The following is an 18,484-nucleotide window of genomic DNA, read 5'->3' on the forward strand; positions in this document are numbered from 1 at the left end:
CTCCATAGTAGCTATGAAGTCTGGTAATGCGGATGAAGCCAAGGGAGGCAGGAAGGATGAGATCAGCGAATCCGTATTGAACCAAACGATCTGGAATCGATTGGTCCTGATGGATCTAGAACCCCAGAGGTCTAAGCGCCCGTTTGATGCGCGAGGGCTTGATCTGTGCGTGCCGCCTCCTCGCGAGGTAGGTTTTGTGATGTAGTCTTGGCAGAGCCAAACCGAGGCAACGCATCTTCGTTGTGAAGTAACCATCCAGCTTGAGAGCCGGATGCGGGAGACCCGCACGTCCGGTTCGGAGGGAGAGGTGGGGTTAATAGCCCCATCCCTACCCCTATCAAAAAAGGCAGTTGGGGACATGTCCCCGCTGTTTCAATTAGGCCCCATTGGCTTCGTTGTCGCTTTCGTGATCGTTGTCGATCTGTTCGGAATAATCCGAGGGGTTCGTTTGATCCGCAAATAAACGCGAATAGACGCTAATTTCCGGAACCGGGAAGGCTGCACTGTTTCTCATACAGGTATTTCAATGCCGAGCTGGAGCTAGGCGTCCCAGGAGCTGGTTTTTGTCTGACACATCGTTGTCGTGTCCGTGATCGTATTCGGGATTCGAGCTACCCTGTGGCAATCCCTCACGGGATTACCCTACAAAACATGAGTATGCCCGGCATTTCTCCTTTCTATAACCATTCGATGGGTAACGCTTTCCCGCGTATGTCCACTGCCCATTCGCCAGATTTGCCTCGGAATGGAACGAGTGCGCTTCCGATGCCGCGTTGTCTGGTAGGTGAGAGGGATCCGGACAGTACCGTTCCGACCGATGTGCCGTCGCGGATGACATGGGCTCCCTGGCGAGCAATGCGTCGGTCTGCTGTTTGGAACAGGCGCGTTATCTTACGATCTGGCGCTGACAGACGCTCGTTGAGCGCGTCTTTTCCAATGAAATCGGATTTGGTAAAATCGACAGTCCACTTCATGCGGGCTTCGAGGGGTCCGAGTTCTTCGCTCAGCTCGTGGCCGTAAAGAGGGAGTCCTGCTTCGAGACGCAGTGAATCGCGCGCCCCGAGGCCGCACCAAGCTTCCGATCCGAACTGCGTTTCGAGCATTGTGGTAAAATCGAGCAGAGCCTCAGAGCGAATCAGGCACTCCACGCCGTCCTCGCCGGTGTAGCCGGTCCGGCAGACGCGGACAGGTGTGTCTCCCCAGGTGGTGTCAAGGTGTCCAAAACGTACTTCTGGAACATGCCAGCCGGCGTGTTTTATTTGTTCGATCGCTTGTGGCCCCTGAATGGCCAAGAGTCCCCAAGCTGTGGACTCGTCTTCTATTTCTACATCAAATTTTGCGGCGTGCTCCTGTATCCATTTCAGATCTTTCTCGGCGTTTGATGCGTTTACGATGAGCAGATATTGCTTGTCTGAGATGCAGTAGATGATCAAGTCATCGACGGCCCCACCCGATGAATTGCAAAGAATGGAATATGCGGCTTGGTCGGGTTGGAAGTTCGATAGCTTGCTCACGAGTAGATAATCGAGAAAGGCGCCAGCATCGTTTCCTGAGACTCGGATTTGTCCCATATGGCTGACATCAAAGAGACCTACCGATTGGCGCACACGGCGATGTTCCTCGAGTATGCTGCTATACTGCACGGGCATAGACCAACCTGCGAAGGGAACCATACGTGCTCCGCGTTCAAGGTGTAGCGGTGCGAGGGGAGTCTCTTTCAGGTTTTCCATTCTCAAGGAGCCTCTTGCTCTTCTTGTTGAATGCAAACCATTGCCGTCATCTGGGCGGGATTTTCGGACACACAAAAAAGCTCCGGAATCTCTAATGATACGGAGCTTAAAAAAAATGGCATCCCGTAGGGGATTCGAACCCCTGTCGCCAGGATGAAAACCTGGTGTCCTAGGCCTGACTAGACGAACGGGACGTATGCCAAAGGCTTCAAAGATGCTCTCACGTTTCGTTCTCGCAAGCCTTTTTTAGGGAAATGTCGCGTTGTAGGTGTAACCAAGCAGTGCAGGGCTACCCCATATTTCGTAGGGTGATCGCGAGAGCGATTGCCGTCGAGGCCCCTCAATAGCTCTCTGTAGGCTCTGCTGAAGAGGTATTTTCTTCATTGCTAAGGAACTTACGGTCTGGGGGGGTAAAGAGGTCTTCCGGAAGCTGTTGATTTGAAGCGACTCGGTTGAAATTGAGCTAACCTAAGAGGGAATTGTCTGCGAGAATGTCATATTCAGCAGGCCAGAGGGTATTGTTTGTCTGCATGTAGCGTTTGATGATGATGCTACGCGTTTCAACGCGACCGTTGGCGCGCAGTTTAAAGTGATAAGCGGTAGGTAGAAAGCTCGTGGCATCGATGTCGTAATCGATACGATGCCCTGTGGGCAGGAAGGCCCGGATCACATGTTGGTCTCCTGTCGGCTCGCTCTTTTTTTCGATATAGCTGAAGTAGACCTCCTTCTCTGCATAGTTAAAGAATTTGGGAAACATTTGATGGTCAAAAAGGAGCGCTGCTCCCTCAGATTCGGTGAACCAACGGTAGGTCGGTTCGCCGCGAAAATATTCGACTGACCAGGCTCTGTCGGGAATGGCAATCCAGTAGAACTCAATGGGACGACCTGACAAGTTGCGACGTCTTTCGATACGTATCTGATTATCGCGTGTCTTGAAAATGAAGGTCTCGTAAGTGTCTTTGAGGTAGGTTTCTTTGCCACTAAGGACCAGGTTTTGTATGTTTTCGCGCGCTTCGCGGCCACCTAGGGCGTTGATTGCATTTGCGATAACTTTAAGAGCCGCAGGATCTGATTGTGTTGGCGCAACATCTTTCGAGGGCAGCTTATCTATGGCGTTTTGAGCGCGGATGCAAGGAATCATCAGGAGCGGAGTAACTAGAGTGACAAATATCCTGAGTGCATGCATTGGGGATGAAGAAGAGATTAAATGGCAGTGCCAGAGGGAAGGAGGAAGTCGGTATCGTGCTCGATCCAGCTACGCAGGCTATGCCAGCAGGAGCTCAGCAGCTTATCATCGAGTTCCGCGATTTGCGGTTCTGCGATGGCGTGGCGCAAGAGTGTCGTCATAGAATCTAGAATGAGCTGGGGTTGTCGGGGAAGCCAGGCCTCTATCACAGGAAAGCCTTCTGCGCGTAGCAGCCGGGTGATTCCTTTAAGTAGGACTGCGCTGAAGTGGGGGTGCATGTGAAATGCATCGAGAACTGTCTCGGTATACTCAAATACATCGGCAGGATCTGGAAAATGAGAAGCGTTTAGCCGGAGGAATGTAGCAAAATAGCAGGACGCTTGCAGGCGTTTCCACGGCTTCGCGATTGCACTGCGATCAGTAACGAGCTGCCATTCCCGGATGAAGGGCGAGTCCTCGGGATTTTTTTTGGGATGGTCGTAGGTGATGTCGCAGGTTGCGAGGAGAGGCGGAGGTGGGGTGGATGATTTTTGTGACAGGCGGAAGAAGGTCGTCTTCAAGCCTTCATGGGAGAGCCATACCTGTCGGAGGACTTTTCCCCGATACTCTTCGAAGTGCAACAAGTGACCGATCATGGTCCAGGAACGTCTCCCATCAACTTGCTGATGGTTCCGGGGCTTGTTCAGAGATGGCCTTTGACGGGCTGGGTGGCACCACGGCACCTCCGGAAATGATGAGTTTCATTCCATCGCCCACCGCCATATCCAGTTTGATTACATCCTCTTTTGGGACCATGAGCAGGAAGCCACTGGTGGGGTTGGGCGTTGTCGGTACGAAGACATTGAGCATCTGCTTCGACGTTTTTTCCTGAACCTCACCCTGGGTGTTTCCAGTCATAAAGCCGACGGCCCACATGCCCTTGCGGGGATATTCTACGAGTACCGTTTCTTGAAAAATGGCTTTCTGTTGCTGGGCGAAGGTATTAACGATCTGCTTAACCGATTTATAGATCGTGTTAATGAAGGGCAGGCGGACCACAAACTGTTCACCAATGTTTAAAAGGAACCGAGCGAAGAAGAGCTTCGATAGCCACCCGACTAAGGTGATCAGGAGAGCCACGATAACAATCGACGCACACCCGAGTACAAAGCTCCAAAATCCGCTCTGTAACTGCTCGTCGAAGACACGTCCGAAGAAGATGTTGGCAGCAGTCTTGCCGACGCGATCGACAAGAAAAGAGAGGACAAATAGTGTGACACCGAGTGGGGCTACGAGGACGAGGCCGGATATGAATCCGTTGCGCAAAGATCGAATCATGTTAATTTAAAATTCCTAGATGGGGAGTCGGAGAAGCCGGAGCTGTTCCGAATTTTCAAAAAACAAATATGTAATCGGTGCTAACGCGCGGCCTCCTTGACGGGCGGGGGTGCTTGGTCACGGGTGGGAAACCGACTCAGGGCTTCACGCAAGTTCTCAATAAATTCCTCGACGATGCGTGACCATGTGAGGTGCTCCATGGCTTGTCGGCCACGATTGCGTATCTCATCCCAAGTACCTTGTGCAGCCAATGCCCGGTCGCATGCACGGATAAAATCAACGTCATCATTGAACGCCGCGATGAAGCCTTGACTGCCGTCCTCTATATATTGCCGCGGTGCGGCGTAATCGTAAGCAATGGGCACGAGGCCACTGGCCATCGCTTCTGTGACTACATTGCCAAATGTTTCAGTGACCGATGGAAAGATAAACAAGTCTGCGGAAGCATAGTGCTGGGCTAGACCCTCTCCGCGTTGCATTCCGGGATAGATGAATTCGGGATGTCGTCGCATCACATTGGCTCGCTCAGGGCCATCGCCCACCATCACGCACTGTGTCCCGGGCCGCAGGGCACGTAGGTGCTGCATTGCTTCAATGGTGAGCGGTAGATTTTTCTCTGCAGCGATGCGTCCGACGTAGAGGGCGACGATATCTGAGTCACTCGCTCCCCATTCAGTGCGTAGCTCAGGATTTCGTTTCTCAGGAGAAAAAAGAGCCGTATCCACGCCCCGACCCAAGAGCCGTAAGTTCTGTAGGCCCATAGTCTCCAGCTGATTAATGGAGTCCGGTGACGGTGCAAACGTCGCCAGAGTGCGGTTGTGAAACCAACGCAAATACGAACCTGTGGCGTCCTTTAAGAACGGGAGGTTGTAGTTGGCCATGTAATGGTTGAAGTTGGTGTGGAAGCCTGAGACTACCGGAACCTGGAGGCGCTCAGCCGCTCCAATGGTGGAGAAGCCCAGGGGGCCCTCAGTTGCGATGTAGGCGATGTCGGGCTGCCAAGCTTTCCAGACGTGCTCAATCTTTGATCCACTTGGCAGGCCAAAGTTTAGGGAGTCATACCCTGGAATCGGGAGCCCCGCGACGCAGACTTCTCGAAATTCATGATGGTGATCAGAAATTTTTTCGTGTTTCTGTTTGGGCCGAATCACCAGGACTTCGTGTCCCGCTGCAACTAGGCCACGGGCGATGCGGCTGAGGGTCATTGCCACCCCGTTTACTTCCGGAGGGAAGGTCTCAGTGATAATGGCTATCCTCATATTTTAGTTCAAAGGCTTGAGGATGGATTTGCCGTGATAGAGGAAGTAATACGGAATTTAGTTCTGTTCCTCGTCCGGAACTTGCGCCCGAATCATGGCATTGAGAAATCCTTGTCCCAGCCGTGAGGCCATCATGGTTTCGATCTGTGCCAGTTCAGTATCGAGCGCGCCATCGTCTTTGGCGATCTCCGGAGTTTCCTTTTTGATAACGTAGGCAAAGTAGCCTGTGTCGCCGGAGGTGATCATCGGCGAGGTCTCACCTGGGCTTAAGTTGGTCAGGGCATTGAGAACCGGGAAGGCTAAATCAGTCGGGCGCTGTTGGCTTGTGAAGTCTTCGAAGACCTGAGTCTGGAATCCTGTATTTTCCGCAATATACAGTAGGTCTCGTCCATCCAGGAACATCTCGATCGTGGCATCTAAGGGAAGAACCAGCTCACTTTCTAGAACGGCCTGTTTGAACGAGGCACCCTCTGTGATACTTGAATTGATGTCGTCGGAGATACGCACTCCGGCTTCCGAAAATAGACGATCTTTTTCCGCGCGACGGAAATCGCGGTCTACGCGAAAGCGCACATCTGCCAACTCGGGGATAAAGGCTTCCTGACGTCCCTTGAGAAAGAAGATTCCGAAATCTCCATTTGTCAGACGAACTGCATCTGTAAAGCCGCGGCTGTCATCAAGGGTATGCAGCATTGCGGGGAGGTCTTCTGGCATGTTTTGCCCGAGCCGTGCTGCACGTTCTGTGGCGCTCACCGCAGGTAGATCCACGGCTTCGAGACCGCGGTTAGCGAGTAGGTCAGTCACCTCTTCGCTTCCAAAGGGAGCGTTGAGTTCATAGAGATCGTAAGCCAGGTCGGAGGCGCGCTGTTCGGCTAAGCGGGTTGCCTCGCGCGTGGTGGCTTCAATGGTGTAGTCAGCAAGCACTGCATCACGAACGAGGTCTAGAGTCACCTCCCCAGGCTCGCCGTCTTCGTTGACCGGTGCCTGATCATCGTATCTCCCGGCGTTTTCATCTAGGTAGGCCTGGAGCGTTTCCTCGTCTGGGGTGACAGAGACTTCTTCTTTGAGTGTTTCTACTTGGAAGGACACCCAGGCCGATTCTACCTTTTCAGGAACCTCATAAGCAGGCGCGTTCAAATCGAAATATTGCTGCAGCGTTTCGTCGGTGACTTCGATTTTCGGATCGAAGGTGGCTTTATTAAATTCCGCTACTTCGACGCTATATCGAATACGTTTCACTTGCTGGCTCATGAGTGCTTCAGAGGGCAGTGAGAACCCCTGTGCGCCCAAGACTTTCTCGAGCTCGCTAATGCGAAAGGAGTTTTGGATGGTCCATTCTACATCTTTTTCTGTCAGTGATGGGTTTGTGTCTAGGCTGTCCAAAAACTGTAGATAGGCCTGGTTGTCAAAATTGCCATCGGGTGTTTGGAACAGGCGCAAGGTAGGGATGAATGCTTTCACTTCACGAGCGCCCGGTGTTGGGATGTTGAATTCGTCTGCTAAGGCTAGTGAGCTGATACGGGACATCATGGAAAATTGCACCATCTGCTCATTCATGGGGGGGCGCCCAGTTTCCAGCATGGTCGCTATCTGAGCGTCGCGCGTCCATTTTTCGGCCACTGCGTTTTGGCTAAAATCGTGTCCGAAAAAGGTAGTCGATTCGCCACGGCGTTCGGTGCCGGCGCAGCCCGGTGTGTTACCTATAGTGAAAACGAAAGGAATCAGAAGGACGACGAGCAGGATGCTAAAAATCCAATTTCCGTTCTTTGCCAGGCGGTCTTGTATCCAGGATATCATGAGTGTCTCAGTCGGAGAAATAAACCGGACATTGCGTCGATTAGCGCGCGGCCTGTCAACGGTTTCTGAGCTTGTGCTTATTGCACATCTTTAGCGATGCCTGGCTGGTCTACTCGCTCGTGAAGGGATCGGCGTTTTCGCAGCCGACTTCGGCATCGATACGTTTCTGTAGAACCATCAAATTGAAAGTGAAAAATCCATAAGCTTCCTCGCCCTCCCAATGCATGGGCATTTCACAACAGATCTCAAAGACGTATTCGGGGAGAGAATTATTGTAGTTAAGAAAATGCTCCCCTTTCATGACGAAAATATAGTTGAGGAGTCCGAAGCCGCGCGCGAAGACGAAGTTTGCGGTTTGTGGGTCAGGGCAGCTGTTCACAATCTCTCCCAAAGTATACTTTGCTAATTTTCTGCTGATTTCACAGCGCAACTTTTCGCCATTTAGCTCTTTGATGTCCTCCTGGAATCGCTCGTCTTGAAGCTCAAGAGACATCAACAAGAAATTCTCGTAGAGGAGTTTGGTCTCTACGGGTTTTATTTGTTCAGCATAGGCCTCAAAACGGTCCATGCATCGAAAGTCGACCAGAACAAGCTAAACCTGACTACGGGTTCTTGAGGGCTTGCTGAACATGTATGATGGTCTCTGCGACATCAACAGGTTCGTGTTCCTCGTCTTCTGATACGGGCTCAAGCTCATCGTGTATATTTACGATCTTGCTGTGTTTTTTGCGCTCGGCTTTTTCCTGACGCCTGCGCTCAAATTCGCGGAATGAAATGACTTCGAAACTTCCGTCTAAGTGCTCCACTAGAGCAGTAAGGGACTCAACCCAATCGCCTGAATTGAGGTAGTGGACGTTGTCGATCCATTTGTTGGCAGGGGTATGGATGTGGCCGCAGATGATACCGCAGCAATTATGCTTTTGAGCGAGGTGCTGAAGCTGTTCCTCGTATTTACCCACAAAGTTTACTGCTGACTTCACTTTGGCCTTAATCGCTTTCGAAAGCGAGTAATACTCTTTGCCCCGCCAGGCGCGGTATTTGTTATAGAGTCGATTGATTTTGAGCAGTGATTGATAGCCGATGTCGCCGATCACAGCCAACCACTTGTGATTGGTGGTGACTGCATCAAATCCATCACCGTGGACCACCAGGTAATCGCCTTCCACCCCGTGGTGGATGTGGCTCTCGACAATGCGTAGGCGATCGAGTTCGAGAGGTAGAAACCGCGTCAAGATGTCATCGTGATTGCCCCGGGTATAGATGACCTCGAGGTTTTTCTTTTCGAGTTTCTTAAGGATCAATCGGATGCAGCGGGTGTGACCTTTGGTCCAACCCCCTTTGCGTGACAGGCTCCAGCCATCAATGATGTCTCCGTTTAGAACAAGCTTCTCAGAATGGCTGTGCTTTAGGAAATGGTTTACCTCATCGATCTTACACTCTTCAGTTCCCAGATGAATATCTGACAAGAATATCGTGCGGAATTTGAGAGTAGTAGCCATCGCGCTTGAGTCTTGAGTAATAAACCGTCGTTGTCCTGGGTCAAAATGAATTAGGGTCTGAGACTCGAATATTACACTTCCGTTGCAGTTGTCGCAAATTTGAAACCGAAAAGTGTTGGGTTTCGTGCAGAGCGATTTCTGGCTAAGAGTCCAAAGCGGTTGCTTCGTATTTCGGGGGTTGCTTTCTGAATAAAGCATCCGTTAAGGGGAATGGGCAAGATGATGATTAGAACCTACTTACGTATCCAGTTCTCAACCCCATTTCTTGATTCAGCATGGGTATAATCACTGAAAGAGAAGGGTGGCAGGAGCCAATTATCCAATTTTCGGTCTACGCCGATAATAAGGTCGGTAGGCTGAATGAACTGATTGGTGCGCTCACTCACCGAGAGCTACATATCCTAGCGTTCACGGTGATCGATACGACTGACAGCGCTATCATCCGAATGGTTTGTGATTACCACAGTGAAGCTCGAGATATCCTAAAGCAGAAAGGCTTTGCTTTTAACGAAGTGGAAGTGTTTGCGGTAGAAGTGTCCCAACTGTCAGATGTGCATAAGGTCACCTGTGCGTTGGTTCAAGCGGAGGTGAATGTGCATTATATCTATCCCTTTATTGGGCGTGCCAATGGCTCTTCGGCCTTTGTGCTCAGAATGGAGGACAATGATATTGCCACCTCCATTTTGAAGACTTCTGGCATCAAGGTCCTCAGTCGCAACGACCTGACTCGTTAGCAGCGCAGTTTAGAAATTGAACTCGGACTTAATTTTTTCGATCCGCTCAGCTGTGGTTTCCAAGATGGAAGGGATATCATTTTCTTTCAGAGCAGTAATCTCATAAATTTGCTCTACGTCCTCGACTAAAAACGGGTCGGCTTCTCCTTCTGCGCGCCACTGGTCGCCAAGATGGGTGGAAAGGTAGAGCAGGCAGGTCATGACACGTTGATCGGGAGCATCGAAAGGCGATACTTGAAAACGCACTGGTAAAATAACTTCCTGAGTAAATTTCCAGCATTCCATAAGGACGCCGCCGATATCTCCAAAGTGCATACCCAAGATGCGTTGCTCCAGCTCGGGCGAGACTTGTCCGTCCTCTACCTCATCATAGAAAGACAACCCTGCTTCGAGCGTGCATTGATTTACCACAACCTTTCCTATGCCGTGAAGTAGTCCGATAGTGTAGGCCGTGTCGTGATTGACACCCACTGCTTTTGCGAAGGTCTCTAACATGACAGCCCGAATGATGGAAATTTCCCAAAGTTCGCCTGCCTTCAATTTGTAGACTGGTGCGGCCGCTCCCATAAACTGTTTGGCTGCGACTAAGCCGACGAGTCGATGGACCTCGCGAAACCCTAAACGCTGAACGGCTTCCATGATGTTCTCGCTTGGGATCGAACCTCCGTAAAAACTACTATTGCTCAATCGGACAACCTGTGCAGCCAGCGTCGCATCCATCCGAATAAGTTTCACCAGATCATTTAGATCTGAGTCGGGATTTTGCATGCAGCTCTGGATCTTAGATAAGATCTGAGGTGTCGGCGGCAGTTCCTCCGCGAGCTTGAGAATCTTTGATCGATCGAGCAAAGGCATGTAAACAAAGTCGGAGCCTGTATCCATCGCTTGAGGACGCTTTGAATAGAGGAATTATGCGGCGACTTTGCATTCTTCATAGATTTGTTGCAGAATAGCCGTCTTTAGCGTCGCAGCTAAGAGTCGAATCTTTCAGTTCTCAAACTCCCTAAGTAGATGCGCATTGGATTCATCGACCCTGTTCCATCACAAGAAAACGCCCAGTTTTATCTGGGTGCTCGCTTGGCCTGTTTGGAAGAGGGGGTTGATTTCGCGGTCCACTCGGACCTTTCGATTCTGAACGACCAGACGGTCTCTGGTATGATTCTCAATAATCTTGCAGGAGACTTTGAGAATGAGGCTCGGGGATTTCTTGGACCCAGCTTTCCGATGGTATGCATCTCGCGTAAGGAGACCATAGCAAGTCGTGTCTTTTGGGACTACAAGCGTGCGCTTAAAGAAGCATTGCAACACCTGGTAGAGCTGGGGCATCGCAACATCGTTTTCATCTGTTATGCTGCCGAGAGAGAGCCATTTTACAAAGAGCGTATTGAGGCCTTTAAAGCAGTGGTGTCTACGCATTTTGAGGATGTTCTCGTTCCATTTTATATTCTTGAGGCAGATGACCCTGAAGATGCGCGGAAGCGTATCGGGGAGGTAATTTTAGAAAATCCTGAAATTTCTGCTATTGTCTCGGGTATCAACCATCTCGGATTGAGTTTGCGCACAGCGGTGGAGCTTCAGGGCAAGCGGATTCCTCGGGATGTCGCGGTGATCGACTTTGACAATTTAAGTCGTGCTTTGAGTGAGTATGGACACGGCCGGTTCAGCGCAGTCTGTCCTCCTTACTACTGTATGGGCTATCAAGCTGCAAAGATCGTGATTGCGAAAACACGAAACCGGCGTGAGCCGCGAGTGCGCGAGATTATTGATAGTGATTTTGTAATACGTGGGACTACTGACGCCAATCGGCAAGGAGAATACAGTGTCTTTCCTGAAGACTTGCCGGAGGAAGCCCCAGGAATCTATGAGCTAGCTCGGTTTTTCTTTTCTAGCGACGTCATTTCGGTGGAGGTCGCATTACAACTCGCGCGCGAGCTCCTTGCTACTACTCAAAAGAAGAAGCGTTTTCGCAGAGCATTTTTCGAAACTACATTCAAGGCGGTTAGCCTTGGGCTCAGTCCTTTTTTCGCTCACGCCCAGGCGATTCAAATGGAGAATGTAGCGCGCACCATTGGCCGAGACGTTGAATTGGTGGTGAGGATTAAAGAAGTGTTCGAAGCAGTGCGCCGTGCCCAAGTAGACTATGGATTTACAGCCGAACGCTATGCGACTTTCGAACGCCAGAAATTAACTGAAGCGCGCGAGCGCAGCCAACATAAGTCGGAAGATCAACCCACGATTTTGGTGTTCCTCACTGCCTTGTTGCGTGGCGTCAGCCATTTGGGTGCAAGTGTGCAATCGGTCATGTTGTTTGATCACACTATCCTTGATGCCGATGGGCAGCCAGAAGTGCAGGTATGGCGGCTGAATGATGAGGAAGCATGGTCCAAATATGTGCCCGAGGACAATATACTTGCCATCGATGAGCTCTTGCCGGGCTGGGAAAAGAATTCTGCTTCGTACCTCGTCGATATGAAGTCTAGCGAAGGGGTGATGTGTACTGTCTCCATCGACTTTGATTGTGTCACTCCGCAAATCGTAGCCGACTTTCTTGAGTCTTTAGAGCCCATTCTTCAGCAGTCGCTCTTCGCTAAGAATCTCGAAAGGACCGCGCGCGCGCTGGAGCAGGAAAAGAGCGAGGCCCGTGAGGCGATGGCGTCGAAGAATGAGTTTTTGACTAACGTCTCCCACGAAATCCGCACGCCAATGAATGGGATCATTGGGATAGCCGATCTTCTCTTAGAGACGGAACTCTCAGCCCAGCAGCGCGAGTATCTTTCTATGATCCGTGACTCCGGGACGGCACTGCTGTCGGTGGTAAACGATATCCTGGACTTCTCGAAAATGGGAGAGGGGCGTGGCCTTATCCTACAGGAGGTGGCTTTTGATTTTCGCAAAAATATTGAGGATACCGTTAAGACTTTGGGAGTCCGGGCTCGGGAAAAACAGATCGATCTCTCCGTTTTGATAAAGCCGAACGTCCCGAATCGTCTACTCGGAGATGTGGGGCGCTTGCGCCAAATTCTAATTAATCTATTAGGTAATGCTGTTAAATTTACAGATACGGGCGAGGTCTTTGTAAAGGTCGAGGTCAACGATCACAGTGAAAACGGGGTGGTGCTCTTGTTCGCGGTTAAGGACACTGGAATTGGAATACCCAAAGATCGGCAGCAAAAGATCTTTTCTTCATTCCAGCAGGCGGATGGCACGACATCTCGGCTCTATGGTGGCACTGGACTTGGCCTGAGTATTTCAACTGAGCTGGTCTCCAAAATGGAGGGTCGAATTTGGGTCGACAGTGTGTATGGTCAGGGCTCGACCTTCTACTTTACAGCCCGTCTAAAAGTCGCGCCAGACGTAGATTTTTTTCCACCGGGACTCAACCCCAAGCCGTTGGCTGGCAAACGTGCCCTAGTTGCTGTGGGAAATAATAATCACCGTGAATTTATCCGGCTCTGCTTTGATGAGTGGGGTGTCGAAGGTGTGTTTATCCGTGCGGGTAACCTTGTTCTCTCTCAACACGAATATTATAACGCACGCCAACATCCGTTCGACATTACACTCCTCGACACGAGCCTCGAGGAGTCGAATCGACAGGCTTATCTCGACGGTCTCTTGGCGGGCTCTGTCATCTCTCGACAATTGGTATTGATCCTCCCCGTATCCGCCAGCGCTGAGTATACGGAACGTTATTCTCTGATGGGTGCGAAGCGAATGATCAGCAAGCCGGTGACCCATGCCGAATTATTAGAAGTCTGCCTGCGTGTCGTAAAGGGAGGCAAAGACTCCAGACATGCCTTTGGCGCCTTGCCAGCTCCGGTCACTGCTGCGACGAATAAAGAAGCACGTGCAACCCATTCCATGCGGATTTTACTCGTTGAGGATAATGAGGTAAACCGCCGGGTTGCTCTGGGAATTCTAAACAAGCGTCAACACCAGGTGGATGTAGCTATTAACGGAATCGAAGCAGTGAAGCGTTTCCGTCAGGCCCGCTACGACGTAATCCTTATGGATATCCAGATGCCGAAGATGGACGGTCTGGAGGCGACGAAGATCATTCGAAGTTCGGAAGGTGATAATCGAGAGCGAACTCCTATCGTGGCCATGACCGCTCATGCGATGAATGAGGCTAAGGACGAGGCTTTTGAAGCGGGTATGGACGACTTCATCTCCAAGCCACTCGACCGGCAGCTATTTATAAAAATGGTCGAGAAATTTTCACCCGAATCCAAAGGTAAAGAGCTGTCAGAAGATGCGATGGAGCCCAAGGAAGATCCAACGCTGCGCAGTGTGAACAAGCTGCAGTTTTTCAATAAATCAGTTTTTTTGGATCAGATTGGAGACGACCCTGAGCTGATGGTCAGTATCATAGACCTTTATGAGAGCACCACCCCTGAGCTAATGAATAAGCTCCGCCATGCATTGAAACAGATGGACAGTGACGGAGTTCACAAGGTCTGCCATTCTATCAAAAATAGTCTCGGGCCATTTGGTGCAGAGCCTGCGATAGAGACGATGCGGCGACTTATCGAGGTGGTCGATAAAGACGAAAATTTCGAAAAAGCCCGTCTAATTGCTCAGGATTTAGAACAGGACCTCGACGGACTCCTTGAAGAACTGAAGGTTTACAAAGAAAATCTAAATCCGAAGAGCTAGGACCAGTTTACCAAGACGACGTGTCCCTAAAAGGAAGCCTCTAGAAAAGTCTTCCGTAAAAGGGCTCGATTAAGCCGGCATGTGATGTTCGCTGCGTCAGTCATTCTTCTTTAGATCCTCAATCTGCGGCTTGAGCACCTTCTCGTAATAATCCGGTTCAATGCCATGGGATAGTTGGATATTCAGATGACGCCCCATGAATTCTTCGATCGTCTGCCAGCCTTCGTCTGGGATACGGATTTTCTTCGTGTAGGCGCAGATCGTGAGAATGTTTTCAAGCTGTTCGATGCGGCTAGTCGAGTTGAGAATACGTTCGGCGACTCGTAAACGGATACTCAGCTCTGAGCGGTTCAGAGGCTTATTGAGGAAGTCATCGACACCATGCTCCATAGCAATGTGGTAGTTCCGCTTTTCATCAGTGTTGGCGGTGAGCATGATGAAGTATGTGTAGGGCGTATCGGGGCGATTACGGATCTGCTCGCAGAGTTGAACACCGTCGAGGCCAGGCATCAGCCAATCACTTACCACGATACGAAATGGCTCAGCATTATAGCGTTGCCAGGCTTCTTCACCATCATTGGTCGTGACCACTTCGAACCCCTCTGTCGCCAGATGGCTGGCGAGGATTTTTTGCGGTATTGGGTTATCTTCGGCGACAAGGACTCTCACGATCAAAAATAGCTAACTTTATTTGGGACGGAATATGTCAATCTTGCTTGAGTCGACTTCTATGAAAGGTCCACCGATCAGATCGATACAGTAGGGAATCGCAGGAAAAACAGCCTCTAGGCATTCGCGAATCGCCTTAGGCTTGCCAGGTAGATTCACAATGAGCGTTTCGCCCCGTATCCCTGCGGTCTGCCGAGAAAGAATCGCGGTCGGAACGAATTTGAGCGACGTGGCTCGCATCAGTTCGCCAAAACCCGGCATCATTTTCTCACATACTGCTTCCGTAGCCTCGGGCGTTACGTCGCGAGGAGCGGGTCCAGTCCCGCCAGTGGTGATGATAAAGGAACACCCCTCATCCTCCGCAAATCGCTTGAGCGTAGCCTCGATCTGGTCCTGCTCGTCGGGGACGACGGCGTAAGCTGTCTCAAATTCCGAGGTAATCCATTCATCAAAGAGCGCGACGGCGGATTTTCCTGGGATGTCTTCATAGACACCTGCGCTGGCTCGGTCGGAAACATTGATGACGCCTATTTTCATATCCAAAGTGTTGATGCGTTTTTTTGTGCCGCTACGAGCAGAAGTCTAAACTTTGCCTTCCTTCCTCCAGCGATAGAGTGTCGTCGGATGGATGCCCATTTGTGCTGCGACCCAAGTTAAGTCGCCGCCACTCTCCTCAATAAGTTGCCGAGCGCGTCCCCATTTTTGTTTCTTATTGAGGGGTGCTGCGGGCGTGACGGTTCCGGCTTGGTTATTATAACTGAAATTCGGATTGCTCGACGCAGGGTAGGCCGAGATTGCATGTGCTGTAGACTCTGAAACCGCTTCAGGAACTTCTTTAGCTCGCTCCGGTGGCTGCCACCAGCCGCGGCGCATTACAGGCCCATCGTACTGGATCGCCAGGCGCTCAATTGTCTGCTTGAGCTCGCGAACGTTTCCGGGCCAGTCGTGTGATTGGAAGGTCTGTATCAGCTCAGGTTCAAGAGACTCGAAATTTTTACCTAAACGTTCCGCTGCTAGATCTATAAAATACCGGCTCAGTTCTGGAATGTCTTCAAGTCGATCTCGGAGCGGTGGCGTTTCTATAATGACCTCAGCGAGACGATAGTAGAGATCGAGGCGGAATTTTCCCAAAGCCGACTCAGCTTTGAGGCCACGGTTGGTCGCGGCAATGATGCGAGCATTGGCCTTGTACTCCTGATTTGATCCGATGCGCCGGGCGATGCGGGTTTCTAAAAATCGCAGGAGCTTAGGTTGCAGGGAGAGACTGAGTTCTCCAATTTCATCGAGGAAAAGAGTCCCGCCGGACGCTTCCTCAACTAACCCCTTCCGTGGTTTTTCTGCACCGGTATATGCGCCCTTTTCGACGCCAAAGAGTTCGGATTCCATCAATTCTGCTGGAATCGCGGCACAGTTTAAAGTGATGAAGGGGCCGCTGCCGTAAGCAGTCTGCAATGCCTGAGCCACACGTTCCTTACCCGTGCCAGACTCTCCAATGATTAACACTGTCGCGACAGTAGGCCCAGCTCGATGAACCGCTTCACGAAGATTCGCCATGATGCGCGACTGCCCAATGAGGATCTGATCATTGCTTGAAGACTGGCCTCCGTAGAGTTGCCACCAGAGCTGTTGGCTGCGCGCGGCATTTTCGGCACTTTCGCGAATCCGATCAAGGGTATCAGCCAGCACGACGACATCATAGGCGCCGTCTCTTGTCGCCTGCACGATGTGTTGGGTCTGAAGCTGTTCACCCAGCACGACGTAGTAGCGGCAGGTGCGGGCAAGCGTGACGCGAACCGAGGACCAAGCTGGATGTTCAAACCAAGAAAAAGGGACCACATAGACATCATTTAGACTGTCTGGACTGATTCCCTCGATGTCATCTGGATGGAGCAGGGTTACCCTAAGGTCGGCTTCTCTTAGGCGCTCCATCAGTGTGGGCTCCTTCTCAAGACTGAGAAGAAAGACACGCAAAGCAGATGGATCTTGGGCAGGCATAATGGGGTATATTTCGGGGAACGTTAGGTCCGCGACTCTAGCTCACAAGGTAAAGAGCAGAATTCCAGACTTTTATTTAAAGGACTTGTGAGCATACTGGTAGGATGTGGATAGATAACGCATGGGTGCAGCTCGCCATTATGGCATTTACTGGATGGTGTTCTTTAAACTTGATCCGGATTTTGGCACGTGCGTCGACACACACAGTTCAAGTCTGGGTTCCGCGTCCGAACACTGGCCCCCAGGGGGAGCCGACTCCGGCGGTGCCCGTTCCTGAACCCGGTCGAAACCAGGGAATCGTTGAGGTCGCTGCCCAGGAAGTTTCGCCCGAGCAGAGCCCTTTACGATTGGCGACTTTTGAGGACATCGAGAGCCAGTCCTCTTAGATTTTTCCCAACGTATAAATTATTAGGGTTTTTCTTCCGGAAATCCCCCACTTGGGAACGAATTGTGATATTTTAGGTGCCATCTTCATGGTCACCGCATCCTACAAACCTTTCCTATCTTTTACAGTTTTAGCGGGATTGCTCGTTTTTTCCGCATGCGGCGGAGATGATTCTAGTCGTCGTGCTCGAGAGCGAGCACCGGCGCCGGTCGAGGTGGTGCCAATCGAAAATGGTTTGATTCGCTCTATGCGGACCTACAGCGGTTCACTCGAAGCCGGTGCATTGTTTGATGTGGCACCTAAGGTGTCAGGGCGTCTCGATTCGATCCGCGTTGATCTTGGCGATGGCGTAGTCCCGGGGCAGGTTTTGGCGACCTTGGAAGACGATGAATTTCGCCAGATGCTGGCACAAGCCGAGGCAGAGCTCCGTGTGGCGGAGGCAAATCTACAGGAAGCGAACAATGCTTTACTCACGGCAGAACGCTCCGCCGAGCGTAGCAAGTCGCTCAACGAGCGGGGTATTGCTTCGGACGCATCTTTGGATGAAGCGCAGCAAGGCCTGGCGGCGGGTCGAGCGCGGCAGCTTGTAGCCGAAGCTCAAAAGCAGCGTGCCGAAGCTGCTCTGGCCGAGGCGAATATCCGCCTGGGATATACCGAGATAGTGGCTCGCTGGCCTGGAGACGACACGCGGCGCGTCGTGGCTGAGCGTTTTGTGGATGCAGGGCAGCTTGTGGGTTCGAACGACCCTGTGATGCAGATTGTCGATATCGACACACTCACCGCCGTGTTCTTTGTGACGGAGAGAGATTACCGCGGCCTCGCCGTGGGTCAGCCGGTGGACCTCGCTACGGATGCTTGGCCAGAACAAGTATTCGTCGGGGAGATTGCCCGGATCGCTCCCGTCTTCCGCTCTTCATCGCGCCAAGCTCGCGTAGAGGTGCGCGTGGGTAACAGCGACCAGCTTCTCAAACCTGGGATGTTTGTGCGTGTAACTGTGGAAATCGATCGCGCTGAGGCGGCGACCCTAGTCCCGGAAATTTCTCTGGTTAAGCGCGAAGAGGGCGAGGGCGTATTTATTCTAGATTCTGAGGGAACCCGTGTCCTGTGGCGTTCTGTGAAAGTTGGAATTCGCGAGGGCGCAGTGGTGCAAGTGATCGGCGAGGGTATCGATGGCTCTGTCGTTATTGTGGGGCAGCAACTCCTTGAAGATGGAGTCGCAGTCTCAGCCTTTAACCCTACTTCCATCTAGGGAACTGTCGC

At 51.4% G+C, this 18,484-nt stretch carries 17 protein-coding genes and 1 tRNA gene; 5 read left to right on the forward strand and 13 right to left on the reverse strand.

Going from position 1 to position 18,484, the window contains the following annotated elements:
* The first annotated feature begins 13 nt into the window (after positions 1-13).
* Positions 14-205: a hypothetical protein gene (locus HRU10_11735; GenBank protein NRA27904.1), complete on the forward strand. Its 192-nt coding sequence runs from the start codon at positions 14-16 to the stop codon at positions 203-205.
* A gap of 472 nt (positions 206-677) precedes the next feature.
* On the opposite strand, the gene gcvT is transcribed toward HRU10_11735, so the two are convergent.
* From gcvT to HRU10_11780, 9 genes are all read right to left on the reverse strand, one after another.
* Entirely contained in the window at positions 678-1,730 is a 1,053-nt protein-coding gene (gene gcvT / locus HRU10_11740) for a glycine cleavage system aminomethyltransferase GcvT (GenBank protein NRA27905.1), read from the reverse strand.
* Positions 1,731-1,846: 116 nt separating this feature from the next.
* A tRNA-Glu gene (locus HRU10_11745) sits at positions 1,847-1,924 on the reverse strand.
* Between the two features lie 269 nt (positions 1,925-2,193).
* Positions 2,194-2,871, reverse strand: coding sequence for a hypothetical protein (locus HRU10_11750; protein ID NRA27906.1), 678 nt, complete (start codon positions 2,869-2,871; stop codon positions 2,194-2,196).
* A 62-nt stretch (positions 2,872-2,933) separates the two neighbouring features.
* Positions 2,934-3,551 carry a hypothetical protein gene (locus tag HRU10_11755; protein ID NRA27907.1) on the reverse strand — a complete coding sequence of 206 codons (618 nt, stop codon included), beginning with the start codon at positions 3,549-3,551 and terminating at the stop codon, positions 2,934-2,936.
* A gap of 19 nt (positions 3,552-3,570) precedes the next feature.
* Positions 3,571-4,233 (reverse strand): DUF502 domain-containing protein, encoded by a 663-nt coding sequence (locus HRU10_11760; GenBank protein NRA27908.1) that lies wholly within the window; start codon positions 4,231-4,233, stop codon positions 3,571-3,573.
* Between the two features lie 80 nt (positions 4,234-4,313).
* Positions 4,314-5,492 carry a glycosyltransferase family 1 protein gene (locus HRU10_11765; protein NRA27909.1) on the reverse strand — a complete coding sequence of 393 codons (1,179 nt, stop codon included), beginning with the start codon at positions 5,490-5,492 and terminating at the stop codon, positions 4,314-4,316.
* Between the two features lie 57 nt (positions 5,493-5,549).
* On the reverse strand, positions 5,550-7,289 hold the full coding sequence (locus HRU10_11770; GenBank protein NRA27910.1) for a SurA N-terminal domain-containing protein: 1,740 nt from the start codon (positions 7,287-7,289) through the stop codon (positions 5,550-5,552).
* 109 nt (positions 7,290-7,398) lie between these two features.
* Positions 7,399-7,857 carry a hypothetical protein gene (locus HRU10_11775; GenBank protein ID NRA27911.1) on the reverse strand — a complete coding sequence of 153 codons (459 nt, stop codon included), beginning with the start codon at positions 7,855-7,857 and terminating at the stop codon, positions 7,399-7,401.
* Positions 7,858-7,891: 34 nt separating this feature from the next.
* Positions 7,892-8,788, reverse strand: a complete 897-nt coding sequence (locus HRU10_11780) for a UDP-2,3-diacylglucosamine diphosphatase (GenBank protein NRA27912.1) — start codon at positions 8,786-8,788, stop codon at positions 7,892-7,894.
* A gap of 275 nt (positions 8,789-9,063) precedes the next feature.
* On the opposite strand from HRU10_11780, the gene HRU10_11785 reads away from it, so the two are divergent.
* Positions 9,064-9,522, forward strand: a complete 459-nt coding sequence (locus tag HRU10_11785) for an acetolactate synthase (protein ID NRA27913.1) — start codon at positions 9,064-9,066, stop codon at positions 9,520-9,522.
* A 9-nt stretch (positions 9,523-9,531) separates the two neighbouring features.
* Here HRU10_11785 and HRU10_11790 read toward each other — a convergent pair whose 3' ends face one another.
* Entirely contained in the window at positions 9,532-10,404 is an 873-nt protein-coding gene (locus tag HRU10_11790; protein NRA27914.1) for an HDOD domain-containing protein, read from the reverse strand.
* Between the two features lie 129 nt (positions 10,405-10,533).
* On the opposite strand from HRU10_11790, the gene HRU10_11795 reads away from it, so the two are divergent.
* A complete protein-coding gene (locus tag HRU10_11795; GenBank protein ID NRA27915.1) occupies positions 10,534-14,175 on the forward strand; it encodes a response regulator in 3,642 nt (1,213 codons plus the stop codon).
* A 96-nt stretch (positions 14,176-14,271) separates the two neighbouring features.
* Here HRU10_11795 and HRU10_11800 read toward each other — a convergent pair whose 3' ends face one another.
* Genes HRU10_11800 through HRU10_11810 form a run of 3 tightly spaced genes read right to left on the reverse strand, consistent with a single transcriptional unit; the run spans position 14,272 to position 16,839 of the window.
* Positions 14,272-14,844 carry a response regulator gene (locus HRU10_11800; protein NRA27916.1) on the reverse strand — a complete coding sequence of 191 codons (573 nt, stop codon included), beginning with the start codon at positions 14,842-14,844 and terminating at the stop codon, positions 14,272-14,274.
* Between the two features lie 18 nt (positions 14,845-14,862).
* A complete protein-coding gene (gene mog / locus HRU10_11805; GenBank protein NRA27917.1) occupies positions 14,863-15,381 on the reverse strand; it encodes a molybdopterin adenylyltransferase in 519 nt (172 codons plus the stop codon).
* Positions 15,382-15,426: 45 nt separating this feature from the next.
* On the reverse strand, positions 15,427-16,839 hold the full coding sequence (locus HRU10_11810) for a sigma-54-dependent Fis family transcriptional regulator (GenBank protein ID NRA27918.1): 1,413 nt from the start codon (positions 16,837-16,839) through the stop codon (positions 15,427-15,429).
* A gap of 104 nt (positions 16,840-16,943) precedes the next feature.
* Between HRU10_11810 and HRU10_11815 the strand changes: the two genes are divergently transcribed.
* Both HRU10_11815 and HRU10_11820 read left to right on the forward strand, forming a co-directional pair.
* A complete protein-coding gene (locus HRU10_11815) occupies positions 16,944-17,225 on the forward strand; it encodes a hypothetical protein (GenBank protein NRA27919.1) in 282 nt (93 codons plus the stop codon).
* An 87-nt stretch (positions 17,226-17,312) separates the two neighbouring features.
* On the forward strand, positions 17,313-18,473 hold the full coding sequence (locus HRU10_11820) for an efflux RND transporter periplasmic adaptor subunit (GenBank protein ID NRA27920.1): 1,161 nt from the start codon (positions 17,313-17,315) through the stop codon (positions 18,471-18,473).
* The last annotated feature ends 11 nt before the right edge of the window (positions 18,474-18,484 follow it).

The sequence above is a fragment of the Opitutales bacterium genome (assembly GCA_013215165.1).
Lineage (GTDB): Bacteria > Verrucomicrobiota > Verrucomicrobiia > Opitutales > JABSRG01 > JABSRG01.